We start from the raw sequence: 13,843 nt of genomic DNA, 5'->3' as shown, positions 1-13,843 counted from the left end.
TGCGCGCGGTTGAAAAGCATTGCCTCGCGGCGCGGCGGGCGATAGCCGGGTGCCATGCTGACGGTGACCGAGCTTACCTCCCGCGCCGCGCGCCCCGGTCTTCTGGTCTGGATCGGCGTCAGACCGGCGCGCCGGGCGCCGGTGCAGTGCCCCTCGGCGGTGGAGGTGACCGAGAGCGGGCTGGCGGGCGATCACCGCCAGCGCCCCGGCAAGCGCGCCATCACCTTGATCCAGGCCGAACATCTGCCGGTGATCCGGGCGCTGGCGGCGAACGACCGCGTCGTCTATGCCGATCTGCGCCGGAACCTGGCGGTCGCCGGGATCAACCTGCTGGCGCTGCGCGACCGCCGGATCAGGATCGGCGAACTCGTCCTCGCCATAACCGGCCCCTGCGCGCCGTGCTCGCGGATGGAGGAGGCCCTGGGCCACGGCGGCTACGCCGCGGTGCGCGGCCACGGCGGCATGATCGCCGAAGTGATTCGTCCCGGCCGAATCGAGGTCGGCGACCGGGTCTGGCCGCTGGTCGACGGGCCGCACCTGCCGGACGAGGGCTGCTGACGCGGCGGCTGCGCGCAGAATCGCGCGGCTCGGGCATGAAAAAATTAACCCGGCCGCGGCAGGATATGCGGAACGAGGCGGGCGCACCGCTTTGTTGCCAAAGTTTTGCCAACTAGACGGACCTAGAATTCGAAGAACGCGATATGTTTGGTCGGTAGCCGGTGCCGGAAATCGCGCATACTGCGGGAACGACCGGCGCGGATGAGGGGGAGTTGGGGTACATGCGCACGGCGAGAATGTTTGTGCTGCTGGTCCTCGGAGCGATGGCGTCCGCGCCGGCGGCCGCGGAGGAGGTTCAGCTTGTCACCACCAACGGCCTGTTCGACTTCCGGGGCGAGTTGCTGGCCTTCGACGGCGCGCGCTACACGCTGCGCAGCAGCCTGGGCACGCTGACCTTTCCGGCGGACGAGGTGACCTGCGTCGGGGCGGCCTGTCCCGACGTGAACGAGGTGGCGTCGGCATTCAAGATCGCCGGCGGCCCGCTGGTTCAGCGCCTGCTGGTGCCGGAGCTTCTGGATGCCTACAGCCTGGGCGTCGACACCGATATCAGCCGGGGCACCACCGCCGACGGCAACGCGCTGTACGAACTGCTCTCGTACCAGGGCGAATCGATCGTCGACGTGGAACTGGTGGAACGCGACGGCGCGGCCGCCTTCGCCGACCTGGCCCGCGGCGAGGCCAGCCTCGTGTTCAGCCACCGCCAGGCGAGCGCGGAAGAGGCCGCGGAGATCACCGGCCGCGACGCGGCCGCGCTGCACCGCCTGAAGCTCGAGCGGATCCTGGCGCTCGACGCCATCGCGGTCACCACCGGGGCGCAGGCCGGGGTCGACGCGCTGTCGCCGGACCAGCTGGCGGCGATCCTGTCCGGCGACATCCGGAACTGGTCCGAGGTTGGCGGCAGCGACCTGCCGATCAGCGTGTTCACCCGCGAAGAGGGCGCGGACCTGCGCGAGATCATCGACACGCTGCTTCTGCGTCCGCGCGACGCCGCGTTCCGCGACGATGTCATCGCCCTCGATTCGGACGAAAGCCTCAACGCCGCGGTTGCGACCTTCCCCAACAGCATCGGCTTCACCGATCTTGGCGCGATCGTCGACCGCGACCCGCTGCCGATCCTCGACGCCTGCGGCACCGCGGTGCCGCCGACCGCCTTTACGGTGAAGACCGGGGAATACCCGCTGGGCAGCGCCGTCTACGTCTACGCGGCGAAGGGCGACATCTCGGTCCATGCGCGCGGGATGGTGGATTTCGCCCAGACATCGGCCGGTCAGGAAATCCTGGCGCTGGCCGGTTACATCGACCTGCGACCCGAAGCCGGACCGGACCGGCTTCCCGCTCCGGATTGGGCCGGCGACGAGGCGCGGCGGCTGAGCACGACGTTCCGCCTGCGCGAGGGGACGGAGCCGCTCGACGCGCGCGACCGGCTGGAACTGGAATTCCTTGCCGATTACGTCCGGTCCGGGCGCGCCGAGGGCGAGGAACTGCTGTTCGTCAGCCACGGCGAGGACGGCCCGGCCGCCGCGCGCGAGCTGCTGTCGCTGCTGTTCGCCTCGTACCCGGACATCGAGGAACGTCTGACCGTCGGCTTCCGCGCGTTACCCGCCGATGCCGCGGCGACGGCGCCCTGCGGCGCGGATGCCGGCATCACCGTGCAGATCTGGTCGCGGCCGCTGGCCGAGGGCTGAACCGGGGTTCGGTCCGGCATGGCTGCCGGCGCCACGGTCCGGTATGATCCTCTCATACCGGCAGCAGGCAGCAACGGAGCGACACATGAAACTCACCATCCTGGCCGTGGCGGCAATCCTGTCCGGCGTCGCGGATGCGGCCGCAGCGCAGGACATCACCTGCGGCGAGGTCTACAGCGTGCAGCGCGGCGACACGCTGCACCGGATCTCGCGCCGCGCCTATGGCGACGACGACGGCTGGCGGCTGATCTACAGCGTCAACCGCGACCTGATCGGCCGCAATCCCAGCGCGATCGAGATCGGCCAGCCGCTGACCATTCCGTGCCTGGAGCAGGACGCCGCCGAGCCGACGGCGAGCGTCGAGCCGATCCGCCGCGAGGAGACCAGCGCGCCGCTGCCCCCGCCGCTGAAGGGCGGCATCCGGTTCGTGACCGCCAGCGACTGGGCGCCGTTCTCGGACGAGGAGCAGGCGCAGGGCGGGATGATGACCGAGGTGGTCAACACCGCGATGTCGAAGGTCCGGCCGGCAGAGGACTACCAGATCGACTTCATCAACGACTGGGGCGCGCATCTTCAGCCGCTGCTGACCGACAACGCCTATGATTTCGGCTTCCCGTGGTTCCGACCGAACTGCGACGTGATCGAGAAGCTGGGCGAGGGCTCGCAGTTCCGCTGCAACAACCTGTTCTGGTCCGAACCGATCTACGAGCAGATCATCGGGTTCTACACCACCGACGACTTCGCCACGCCGCTGTCGCATGGCGATCTGTTCGGCGCGCGCCTGTGCCGGCCGGCCGGGTACTCGTCGTTCATGCTCGAGGAACGCGACCTGGTCGAACCGAACGTGACCCTGCTGCAGCCGGTGACGCCCTCGGACTGCTTCGAGGCGCTGCTGGCGGGGGAGGCAGACGTCGTGGCCCTGGCCGAAGATGTCGCGCGCGACGTCATCTCCGATCTCGACGCCGCCGACCGGGTGGTAAAGCAGGATGCGCTGGACACCGTCGCGACGCTGCACGTGGTGATCTCGAAGAACAATCCGAAGGCCCAGGAGTACCTGACGCTGCTGAACGAGGGAATCGACGAGATCAAGGACAGTGGCGAGTGGTTCGAGATCGTGCGGCGCCATCTGTCCGAGTACATGATGCGCGGCTGACAGGCGCCGAGCACATCGCGGGACGCGCGCGCCGATGACCGGCAACGGTCCGCCGCTGCAACCTATTCTCTTTTCATGCGTTTGATTTGCTGACGAGGCGCCGAACCGGAGCGGCGATGATGATTCGCATCTCCGGGCCGGGCGGCGGGACAAGGTGCCGGCGGGCAAGCGTCAAACGCGAATCTCCGCCAGGAGTTTCGCCAGAAAGATGAGCAATGGTGACCGCGCGGTCACGGAGTAGTGGCGATCCGGCAACGAGGTAATAACCATTCTACATCATTGTCACATCATGGCGGCCAAGGCCTCGGGTTTCGCCACATTTGCATGCGTTAATAGTCATGCGTGAACGGAAGGAGAGCAGGACATGACCGGCAACAAGAAGCCACCGGATCCACACGAGCCGACGGACAACACCGGTCGGTCGTATTCACCGGCCGACGTTCGGACGCCGCGAACCTCGGATCGTCGCCACCGGGCGCCGGAAAGTCAGAGTATCGCCGAAGGTATACGTACTCTCTACGGCTGATTGAGCGACGGACGCGGACGGCCCGACAGCCAGCCCCCGTGCCGAAACGGAAGCCGCCCGGATCCGGGGAAAGTTTTTCCCCAAACTTATCCACAGGCGGAAGGCGAGACGAATTAAGGCTTTGTTAAGGCAAGGGCCGATTCCGGGCCCGATACCGGAAGCGCCCGGAAAAGTTGTCCCCCACAGCGCGACTTCTTGTCTCATCGCCGGATAGCCGCCGGCGCTCTTGCGCCGCCCCTCCCACCCCTTTGCTGCCGATGCGAAACCGACCACACGCAGTGCTTGCGTTTTGCGCCGGCGTTCCGTTGTGCAGATGCACGCCGGTGTTGCCGCTCGACCGGCGAAATCCGGTGGGCGCGGTTTCCTACGCAGCCAGAACCGTCACGCTGCTCGCCCATTCCATGAGGACCTCGATATCCGACGAGAGCCGGACGGGCATGTCCCCCGCAAAGGCCTCGAAAGCGTCTCGGTTCAACTCGTTGAGGCCGACCAGTACGGGCACATTCATGGCGACAGCCTTGGCGATCACATTGCGAAACCCCCGCCCCTCGGCTTCATGTTTGCCGAACTTGTTGATGATCAGAAGGTCCGCGCCTGACAACAGACTGGTCGCGACGAGCCCGGCCGCCGTCTCCAGCGCGGCCGGGTCAAGGCGACAGCCTCTGGCCTGCGGACCAAGGTCCTGGCTGATGCGCAGAACCGGACCATCCGGCAACACCCGGACATCCATATCGCAGGGACCTGCATCAGCGCGTTCGCTGTTGATCTGGACAACTCCACAGCAGCCAAGGCCCCGGCCACCGAGTTCGGTTGCCAACCGCTCGAGCAGCAGGTCCGTGTCGCCGCGTCCCGGCGCCATGGTGCAGGCAAGTTTCATCTCTGGCCTCCTCAGGATCGGCAGAAGGGCTGGAATTCAACAAGCGCCCCAATGGGCAGGCTCTCCGCATCGGCGGGCAGGAACACGAGCCCGTCCGCCAGCGGAAGGCGTCCGACACGAGCCGAATGCGTGGCATCTTCGAACCGTACGATCTCGCGGCCATGGGCGTCAAACCCGGCGATCGTTGCCGGTCTGAGTTCGCAGCGCCCCGGCTTGCGGCGAAGTTCGGTCGCCGTGACGACGTGGCGTCTGGTGCGGGCATGGGCCACCTCACCACTCAAACCACGGATCAGCGCGATGCCGAAGATCTGCCAGGTGACGAACGCCGCAAGCGGGTTGCCGGGCAGACCGAGCCAGCTCGCTTTCCCGATGCGCCCGAACGATACCGGCTTGCCCGGCTTGATCGCCACGCCGCTGAACAGGATTTCGCCCCCCAGCGCCGCCAGGGCGGGCTTCACATGATCCTCTTCCCCCACCGAGATGCCGCCCGTGGTGATGACAAGGTCGGCCCGCGCCGCCATGCCGCTCAGCTGGCTGACAAGGCCCGAAGGATCATCCCCGCCATGTGCGGACGCGACAATCTCTACCCCGGCGGCGGCCAGGCTTGCTGTCAGCATCGGCGTGTTCACGTCCCAAATCTGGGCCGGCTTGCGCGCGTCGCCGGCGTGCCGTACCTCGTCGCCGGTGACCAGCAGCGCCACGCGAAGTCTGCGCTGGACCTGCAGGAACCCGGCACCGGCTGCGGCACAAGCGGCAATTTCCCCTGGGCCGAGCCTGTGGCCCTTGTCCAGCACGGTCGCGCCCTTGGCCATGTCGCTGCCCGCGGGGCGGATGTTCAGGCCAGGTGCGGGACGGCGGGACAGGTGAATCACCTCCCCGTCGCGCACGACGTCCTCCTGCATCACGACGGCGTCCGCGCCAGCCGGGATCGGTGCACCCGTGAAGATGCGGGCGGCCACAGCCCCCGCGACCGATGTCGTCGCCGGCTGCCCGGCAGGCACGCGCGCAACCACCTGCAGCAACCAGGGACCGGGGCCCCTGAGGGCCGATGTTGCGACCGCGTAGCCATCCATCGCCGCGTTGTCGAAGGCCGGTGCCATGGAACGGGACCGGACCGGCCGGGCGAGAACGCGACCGACGGCGCTGTCGAGCGCCACGGTCCCGGTTTGGCCGGCAGGTGCTGCATGCGCCGCAATCCGGGCAAGGGCCTCGTCGATGCTGATCAGGGAAGGGAGCATGTCCCGCCGGTCGCAGCCGCACCCCGGCGACGCGACAGATTCATGAACCGTCATCTTGCCGCCTTCTGTATGGAAAGCCCGGTCCGGAAAAGGTGGTCCTCGCGGATGAGATCCGGAGGATCTGCAAGCAGGCGCGGGCGTGTCGGTCTGTCACCGCTTCCACGCTGCACTGGCGCTGACGGGTGCATGACATGTCCTTTCGCGTGGTTCAGATCGGCGCAAGGCTTGCGCCGCTGATCCGTGCGCCGTGTGCCAGATGCTCCACGAAGTCCCGCGACGCCCTGGCCCAGGCCGCCTTTTCGAGCGCCTGAGCGATCTTGGGGCGGACGGTTTCATAGGGCAGCACCTGCCCCGGCGCCGTGGCGTTCAGTCGGATGATGTGCCAGCCGTGCCGCGAGAGAACGGGTGCGGGGCTGATGGCGCCCTCGGGCAGGCTGCGCAGCGCCGCCTCGAACTCGGGCACGGTGTCGCCCGGGCCAAGCTGACCCAGATGACCGCCGGATGCCCTGGAGCCGCAATCGCTTTCACGCGCGGCGGCGGCGAAGCCCTTGGCGTCGCCGTCAAGTCGCGCCAGCAGGGCAGCGGCCCGTTCCTCGGCCGCCATACGCTCTTGCTCGTTGCGCGGGTCGCAGGCGCACAGGATGTGCGAGACATCCCAAAGCGGCGCGGACCGGTAGCGGGCGGGATCCTTCGCCCATTCGGCACGCACCGCCTCATCTGTGACGGGCGCGATGGTCAGCGCGTCGTCCAGAAGGGCGCGGATCAGCGCCTCGTCTTCGGTCTCGAAACGCCCGGGGGCCAATTCCAGTGGGTCGGGCACCAGCCCGCGCGCCCGCGCCTCCTGCAGCAGCAGGGCGCGGATCGCCAGCGCCTGCGCCGCCTTGCGCCAGGCGATACCGGGTTTGTTCCTGGGCGCGCTGTGGTTCTGGGCCTCGGCGGCGATGGCCGCCGAGGGGATCGTTTCGCCGTTGACGACGACATCCGGGAAAAGCGCGACATTCATCGCCGTCACTCCGCCGGGGTCGTGGCCGAGGGGCCACGCTTGGCTTGCAGGCGATCATAGGCGCGGCGTCGTTCTTCCAGCGGACGGGTCCGGCGCGAGCGAACGATCTGGTAGCCCGGCCGCGTCAGCAGGTAGCGGAACGGTGCGGCAAAGCCGGACCAGATGTGCACGAGCCGGGTGAACGGAAACAGCATGGTGATGATCAGGCCCAGGAAGATGTGCAGCTTGTAGAGCCAATGCACGTCAACCACCGTGACCCAGGCGTTGATGTTCCACGTCACGACGCTTTGCGACCAGGTCATGAAGCGGACCATTTCGGCGCCGTCCATGTGCTGCAGGGTCTGGGTGATGGTCAGAAGGCCGATCGCCAGCTGAAGCCAGATCAGAACCATGATCAGGACATCGGGAAACGTCGACGTCACACGAATGCGCGGATCGACGAGGCGACGGTGCAGCAGCATGGTCGAGCCGATCAGGGCCGCGATCCCTGCCGGGCCACCGATTAGGACGGCCATCCATTGCTTCAGCCAATAGGGGATGCCGAGGGCATCCAGCACCCAGACCGGTGTGAACAGGCCGATGAGGTGTCCGAAGAAAACCGTCAGTATTCCGACATGGAACAGGACCGAGCCCCAGATCAGCTGTTTGCGGCGCAGCAGCTGGCTGGAAGAGCTTTTCCAGGTGAAAGGGTCGCGTTCGTAGCGCACGACCGATCCCACGAGGAAAATCGTCAGCGCGACATAGGGCATGACCCCGAAGATGACGAAGTTGATGTCGAAGTCGCCGAACATTTCATGCGCTCCTGTTCAATGGGTTGGGGGCGGGGGGCGCACCGAAAGCGGGTTGGTCCATCGCCGCAAGCATGTCGCGGACCTGCGGACAGCCGGCGTTCGGATCCGGCCCGAAGGTGACCTCGGTTTCCTCCCAGACGGCGTCGAGCGCCGTGAGGTCGGTCGGGTCGTCATCGGGCCGGGCCAGCATGGCGGCCACCGCTTCGGCGTCGGCCTTGACCCCGGACAGCTGCACGAGGGCGGCGAACGCAGCGGCATATTCGCTTTCGCGGCGGACGAGCCGCGCGCCGATTGCATCCAGGATATGCGCCGCGTCCGCCAGGGTTTCCTGCGCTTCGGCGACGGGACGCAGCGACAGGAATTCCAGCAGCACCGGCAGATGGTCCGGCAGTTCCGAGCTCGCGGGTTCGAACCCGCCCTTCCGGTAGGTTTCGATCAGGTCGACCATCGCGCCGCCGCGGTCACGGCTTTCGCCGTGGACATGCTCGAACAGGTTCAGGGACAGCGTGCGCGACCGGTCGAAGAGCATCACGAAGCGCTCTTGCAGATCGTAAATGTCAGCTTTCGCGAAGTCACCGGCCAACGACCGCAGCGCAGCCCGCGTGTCGCCGGCGATGCGGGCGTCGGCGTCGAGGACGGCCCCGATCTCGGGCATGGCTTGCTGCAGCTCCCGCGAGGGATAGCTCAGGATCAGCGACAGGGCCTTGAGTGAGCGGTCCAGCATCAGAAGGTCTCCTGCGGAAGGGCGAAGCTTTTCTTCTTGCCGCCGAACAGGGTGGTCTTGCCCGCGTCGCCGGTGGAGCATCCGTTGCCGTCGGTGAAGCCGCAGCCACCGCGGATGTCGGCGCCATCCTCGTTCTGTTCGCGGTGTGCCGTGGGGATCGCGAAACGGTCCTCGTAATCGGCGATGGCCATGATCTTGTACATGTCCTCGATCACCCGGCCGGACATGCCGACCCGGGTGGCGATCGCCTCGTCGCGCACGCCGTCCACGCTGAGCGCCCGCATGTAGAGGCGCATTGCCGACATGCGTTCCAGTGCGTGAACGATCGGCTCCTCGTCGCCCGCCGTCAGCATGTTGGCGAGGTATTTCACCGGGATGCGCAGGCTGCGCACGTCGGGCATCTGGTCGCTCATCGCGATCTGGCCGGCCTGGGCCGCGTTCTGGATCGGCGACAGCGGCGGGATGTACCAGACCATCGGCAGCGTCCGGTATTCGGGATGCAGCGGGAACGCGACCTTCCAGTCCATCGCCATCTTCCAGACCGGGCTGACCTTCGCCGCCTCGATCCAGTCCTCGGGCACGCCGTCGCGGCGCGCCGCGGCGATCACCTCGGGGTCATCGGGGTCGAGGAACACGTCCAGCTGCGCGCCGTAGAGATCGGTCTCGCGTTCGCTGCTTGCCGCCGCCTCGATCTTGTCGGCGTCATAGAGGATCACGCCCAGATAGCGGATGCGGCCGACGCAGGTTTCCGAACAGACCGTCGGCTGGCCGCTTTCGATGCGCGGATAGCAGAAGGTACACTTTTCGGATTTTCCGGTGTCCCAGTTGTAATAGACCTTCTTGTACGGGCAGCCCGAGATGCACATCCGCCAGCCGCGGCATTTCTCCTGGTCGATGAGGACGATGCCGTCCTCCTCGCGCTTGTAGATCGCGCCCGAGGGGCAGGAGGCCGAGCAGGTCGGGTTGAGGCAGTGCTCGCACAGGCGCGGCAGGTACATCATGAAGGTGTTTTCGTACTCGCCATAGATCTCCTTCTGCACATCCTCGAAGTTGTAGTCGGCCGACCGCTTTGCGAATTCGCCGCCGAGTATCTCTTCCCAGTTCGGGCCCTTCTCGATCTTCTCCATCCGCTCGCCGGAGACCTTGGACCGGGGCCGCGCGGTGGGAAAGGCGTTCATGTCGGGCGCGGATTTCAGGTGGTCGTAGTCGAAATCGAACGGCTCGTAATAGTCGTCGATCTCGGGCATCGAGGGGTTGGCGAAGATGTTCGCCAGAATCCGCCACTTCGACCCCTGCTTGGGGTGCAGCTTGCCGCTGGCCGACCGCACCCAGCCCCCGTTCCAGCGTTTCTGGTTTTCCCAATCCGTGGGATAGCCGGTGCCGGGCTTGGTTTCGACGTTGTTGAACCATGCGTATTCGACGCCTTCGCGCGTGGTCCAAACGTTCTTGCAGGTGACCGAGCAGGTGTGACAGCCGATGCATTTGTCGAGGTTCAGGACCTTGCCGATTTGCGCGCGAACTCTCATTCCGCTGCCTCCACGTTCCGGGTTGCGGGCTGATCCAGCCAATCAATCTTCTTCATTTTCCGCACGATCACGAACTCGTCGCGATTGCTGCCCACGGTGCCGTAGTAGTTGAAGCCGTAGGACAATTGCGCGTAGCCGCCGATCATGTGCGTGGGCTTGAGCGTGGCGCGGGTGACCGAATTGTGGATGCCACCGCGATTGCCGGTTTTCTCGGAACCGGGCGTGTTCACGATCTTTTCCTGCGCGTGGTACATGAACAGCGTGCCCTGCTTGATCCGCTGGCTGACGACCACGCGCGCGGTCAGCGCGCCGTTGGTGTTGTAGGCCTCGACCCAGTCGTTATCGACCAGCCCCGCCTTCCGCGCGTCCACCTCGGACATCCAGACCACCGGCCCGCCCCTGTTGAGCGTGAGCATCAGCAGGTTGTCGGTATAGGTGCTGTGGATGCCCCATTTCTGGTGCGGCGTGATGAAGTTCAGCACGACATGCGGGCTGCCCTCGGCGGCGTCGTTGTTGACGGCGGCGGTGATGGTCTTGAGATCCACGGGCGGGCGGTAGCTGACGAAGCCTTCGCCGAAGGCCCGCATCCATTCGTGATCCTGATAGAGCTGCTGGCGGCCCGTCAGGGTACGCCAGGGGATCAGTTCGTGGACGTTGGTGTAGCCGGCGTTGTAGCAGACCTCCTCGCTCTCGATCCCCGACCAGGTCGGGCTGGAGATGATCTTGCGCGGCTGCGCCGCGATGTCGCGGAAGCGGATCTTGGTATGATGCGCGCCTTCGGCCAGGTGCGCGTGGTGCCGGCCCGTGGGCTTTTCCAGCTGTTCCCAGGCCTTGACGGCGACCTCGCCGTTGGTCTCGGGCGCCAGCATCAGGATCATCTCGGCCGCGTCGATCGCGGTTTCGAGCCTTGGCTGGCCCTGCGACACGCCTTCGTCCTGTACCGCGCCGTTCAGGTCGCGCAGATGCCTGACCTCGGTCTTCGTGTCCCAGGTGATCCCCTTGCCGCCGTTGCCGAGCTTTTCCAGCAGCGGTCCGACCGAGGTGAACTTCTTGTAGAGGTTCGGGTAATCCCGTTCGACCGCGATGTAGTTCGGCGCTGTCCTGCCGGGGATCAGCTCGCACTCGCCCTTCTTCCAGTCCTTCACATGGGCCTGCGCCAGTTCGGCGGCAGTGTCATGCAGCAGCGGAAGCTGGACGATGTCGGTCTCGACGCCCAGCACCTCGGGCGCGATCTCCGAGAACTTGGCCGCGATCGACTTGAAGATCTCCCAGTCCGACCTGCTTTCATAGGCCGGGTCCACGGCCGCCTGCAGCGGGTGGATGAACGGGTGCATGTCGGACGTGTTCAGGTCGTCCTTCTCGTACCAGCTGGCGGTTGGCAGAACGATGTCGGAATAGACCGCCGTCGTGGACATGCGGAAGTCGATGCAGACCAGCAGGTCGAGCTTGCCCTTCGGCGCCTGCTCGTGCCAGACGGCCTCTTTCGGCATCACCCCGCCTTCCTCGCCCAGGTCCTTGCCCATCACGCCGTGATCGGTGCCCAGAAGGTGCTTGAGGAAGTACTCGTGCCCCTTGCCCGAGGAGCCCAGCAGGTTCGAGCGCCAGACGAACAGGTTGCGCGGCCAGTTCTCCGGCGCGTCCGGGTCCTGGCAGGACATTTCCAGCTCGCCCGATTTCAGCTGTTCGGCGACGTAATCCCTGATCTCCTTGCCGGCCGTCTTCGCGGCCTTCGACACTTCCAGCGGGTTGGTCTTCAGCTGCGGCGCGGACGGCAGCCAGCCCATGCGTTCGGCCCGGATGTTGTAGTCGATCAGGGAAATGTCCCAGTCGCCCTCGGGGGCCGTCGGCGACAGGATCTCGCCAGCCCGGAGTGTCTCATAGCGCCACTGGTCGGTATGGGCATACCAGCAGGAGGTCGAGTTCATGTGCCGCGGCGGGCGGTTCCAGTCCAGTGCGAAGGCCAGCGGCTGCCAGCCGGTCTGCGGGCGGAGTTTCTCCTGGCCGACGTAATGCGACCAGCCGCCGCCTTCCTGGCCGATACAGCCGCACATCACCAGCATGTTGATGATGCCGCGATAGTTCATGTCCATGTGGTACCAGTGGTTCAGACCGGCCCCGAGGATGACCATGGACTTGCCATGCGTCTTTTCGGCATTGGATGCGAACTCGCGCGCGACCGCGATGATCTTCTCGCGATCGACGCCGGTGATCCTTTCCGCCCAGGCGGGGGTGTAGGGGCTGTCGTCGTTGAAATCCTTCGACGCCCAGTCGCCGCCCAGACCGCGATCAAGACCGTAGTTCGCGCAGAACAGGTCGAACACGGTGGCGACCAGCGCCTCGTTGCCGTCGGCCAGCCTGACGCGACGCGCGGGAACGTTCCGGGTCAGCACCTCGGGGTGGTCGCATTTGACGAAGTCGCCCGTCGCGGCACCGCCGAAATAGGGGAAATCGACACCCACGACCTCATCGTGGTCGCCGTCCATGATCTGGCTCAGGCGCAGACGGGTCTCGGCATCCCCGGCGCGCTCTTCAAGGTTCCACTCGCCTGTCTCGCCCCAACGGAAACCGATCGAGCCGTTGGGGGCCACGATCTGACTGGACGTCTCGTCAAAGGCCACGGTCTTCCAGTCGGGATTGTTGGCCTCTCCCAGCTTGTCATCGAAGTCCTCGGCCCGCAGCATCCGGCCCGGCACCAGGCGGCCGTCCTTGCCGTCCAGCCGGACCAGCATCGGCATGTCGGTGTATTTGCGCGCGTAGTCCTCGAAATAGTCGGCCTGCCGGTCCAGGTGGTATTCGCGCAGGATCACATGGCCCATGGCCATCGCCAGCGCCGCATCGGTGCCGGCCTGCGGGTTCAGCCAGATGTCGCCGAACTTGGCGGCCTCGGAATAGTCCGGGCTGACCACGGCGGACTTGGTGCCGCGATAGCGGACCTCGGTGTAGAAATGCGCGTCGGGGGTCCGGGTCTGGGGCACGTTCGAGCCCCAGAGCATCAGGAAGCCGGCATTGTACCAGTCAGCCGATTCCGGCACGTCGGTCTGCTCGCCCCAGGTTTGCGGGCTGGCCGGCGGCAGGTCGCAGTACCAGTCGTAGAACGACATGCAGGTTCCGCCCAGCAGGCTCAGATAGCGCGACCCGGCGGCGTAGCTTACCATCGACATGGCCGGGATCGGCGAGAAGCCGAACACCCGGTCGGGGCCGTAGGTATTCGCGGTATGGGCGTTGGCGGCGGCGATGATCTCGGTCGCCTCGTCCCAGCTTGCCCGCACGAACCCGCCCTTGCCGCGGGTCTTGTTGATCGCGTTGCGCAGGGCGGGGTCGTTCTGGATCGCGGCCCACGCGGCCACCGGCGTCATCGTCTCGCGCATCTTGCGCCAGGCACGCATCAACGTGCCCCGGATCAGCGGGTTCTTCACCCGGTTGGCGGAATAGAGATACCAGCTGTAGGAGGCGCCGCGCGCACAGCCGCGCGGCTCGTGGTTGGGCAGGCCGGCGCGGGTGCGCGGATAGTCGGTCTGCTGCGTCTCCCAGGTCACGATGCCTGACTTGACGTAGATCTTCCACGAGCATGACCCGGTGCAGTTCACGCCGTGGGTGGAACGCACGATCTTGTCGTGGCGCCAGCGGTTTCTGTAGGTGTCCTCCCAGTCGCGGTTCTCGCGGGTGGTCTGACCCCAGCCGTCCGAGAATTGCTCCAGTTCCTTGCTCTGGAAGAAGTTCAGCCTGTCGAGCAGATGGCTCATCTTGCAGTCCTTTCGGGTA

10 protein-coding genes are annotated in these 13,843 nt (G+C 66.2%); 3 read left to right on the top strand and 7 right to left on the bottom strand.

Going from position 1 to position 13,843, the window contains the following annotated elements; all coding sequences use genetic code 11:
• Positions 1-54 precede the first annotated feature (54 nt).
• The 3 genes from GE300_RS01905 (at position 55) to GE300_RS01895 (ending at position 3,396) form a co-directional block, all read left to right on the top strand.
• Complete coding sequence (locus GE300_RS01905; protein WP_154444362.1) at positions 55-558, top strand: MOSC domain-containing protein; 504 nt, start codon at positions 55-57, stop codon at positions 556-558.
• 221 nt (positions 559-779) lie between these two features.
• Positions 780-2,243: a PstS family phosphate ABC transporter substrate-binding protein gene (locus tag GE300_RS01900; protein ID WP_154444360.1), complete on the top strand. Its 1,464-nt coding sequence runs from the start codon at positions 780-782 to the stop codon at positions 2,241-2,243.
• A gap of 85 nt (positions 2,244-2,328) precedes the next feature.
• On the top strand, positions 2,329-3,396 hold the full coding sequence (locus GE300_RS01895; protein ID WP_233416704.1) for a LysM peptidoglycan-binding domain-containing protein: 1,068 nt from the start codon (positions 2,329-2,331) through the stop codon (positions 3,394-3,396).
• An 890-nt stretch (positions 3,397-4,286) separates the two neighbouring features.
• Here GE300_RS01895 and GE300_RS01890 read toward each other — a convergent pair.
• From GE300_RS01890 to GE300_RS01860, 7 genes are all read right to left on the bottom strand, one after another.
• Positions 4,287-4,799 (bottom strand): DUF2478 domain-containing protein, encoded by a 513-nt coding sequence (locus tag GE300_RS01890; RefSeq protein ID WP_154444356.1) that lies wholly within the window; start codon positions 4,797-4,799, stop codon positions 4,287-4,289.
• 11 nt (positions 4,800-4,810) lie between these two features.
• Positions 4,811-6,091, bottom strand: coding sequence for a molybdopterin molybdotransferase MoeA (locus GE300_RS01885; RefSeq protein ID WP_154444354.1), 1,281 nt, complete (start codon positions 6,089-6,091; stop codon positions 4,811-4,813).
• Positions 6,092-6,245: 154 nt separating this feature from the next.
• Positions 6,246-7,040 (bottom strand): peptidylprolyl isomerase, encoded by a 795-nt coding sequence (locus tag GE300_RS01880; protein WP_154444351.1) that lies wholly within the window; start codon positions 7,038-7,040, stop codon positions 6,246-6,248.
• 5 nt (positions 7,041-7,045) lie between these two features.
• Complete coding sequence (narI, locus tag GE300_RS01875) at positions 7,046-7,831, bottom strand: respiratory nitrate reductase subunit gamma (protein ID WP_154444349.1); 786 nt, start codon at positions 7,829-7,831, stop codon at positions 7,046-7,048.
• Position 7,832: 1 nt separating this feature from the next.
• Positions 7,833-8,555, bottom strand: a complete 723-nt coding sequence (gene narJ, locus GE300_RS01870; RefSeq protein ID WP_233416703.1) for a nitrate reductase molybdenum cofactor assembly chaperone — start codon at positions 8,553-8,555, stop codon at positions 7,833-7,835.
• Positions 8,555-10,081, bottom strand: a complete 1,527-nt coding sequence (gene narH / locus GE300_RS01865) for a nitrate reductase subunit beta (RefSeq protein WP_154444347.1) — start codon at positions 10,079-10,081, stop codon at positions 8,555-8,557. The genes narJ and narH overlap by 1 nt, the downstream gene beginning before the upstream one ends.
• The gene (locus GE300_RS01860; RefSeq protein ID WP_154444345.1) at positions 10,078-13,824 is read right to left on the bottom strand and encodes a nitrate reductase subunit alpha; all 3,747 of its coding nucleotides are present in this window, start codon (positions 13,822-13,824) and stop codon (positions 10,078-10,080) included. Before GE300_RS01860 ends, narH begins: the two co-directional genes overlap by 4 nt.
• Positions 13,825-13,843 lie beyond the last annotated feature (19 nt).

The sequence above is a fragment of the Halovulum marinum genome, from assembly GCF_009697225.1.
Lineage (GTDB): Bacteria > Pseudomonadota > Alphaproteobacteria > Rhodobacterales > Rhodobacteraceae > Halovulum > Halovulum marinum.
The sequence above is the reverse complement of the archived record's forward strand: the minus strand, read 5'-3'. Positions and strand labels throughout refer to the sequence as shown.

Coding starts and splice junctions, on each gene's coding strand:
- narI (WP_154444349.1), bottom strand. CDS start 7,831: ATGTTCGGCGACTTCGACATCAACTTCGTCATCTTCGGGGTCATGCCC.
- GE300_RS01885 (WP_154444354.1), bottom strand. CDS start 6,091: ATGACGGTTCATGAATCTGTCGCGTCGCCGGGGTGCGGCTGCGACCGG.
- narJ (WP_233416703.1), bottom strand. CDS start 8,555: ATGCTGGACCGCTCACTCAAGGCCCTGTCGCTGATCCTGAGCTATCCC.
- GE300_RS01900 (WP_154444360.1), top strand. CDS start 780: ATGCGCACGGCGAGAATGTTTGTGCTGCTGGTCCTCGGAGCGATGGCG.
- GE300_RS01895 (WP_233416704.1), top strand. CDS start 2,329: ATGAAACTCACCATCCTGGCCGTGGCGGCAATCCTGTCCGGCGTCGCG.
- GE300_RS01880 (WP_154444351.1), bottom strand. CDS start 7,040: ATGAATGTCGCGCTTTTCCCGGATGTCGTCGTCAACGGCGAAACGATC.
- GE300_RS01860 (WP_154444345.1), bottom strand. CDS start 13,824: ATGAGCCATCTGCTCGACAGGCTGAACTTCTTCCAGAGCAAGGAACTG.
- GE300_RS01890 (WP_154444356.1), bottom strand. CDS start 4,799: ATGAAACTTGCCTGCACCATGGCGCCGGGACGCGGCGACACGGACCTG.
- GE300_RS01905 (WP_154444362.1), top strand. CDS start 55: ATGCTGACGGTGACCGAGCTTACCTCCCGCGCCGCGCGCCCCGGTCTT.
- narH (WP_154444347.1), bottom strand. CDS start 10,081: ATGAGAGTTCGCGCGCAAATCGGCAAGGTCCTGAACCTCGACAAATGC.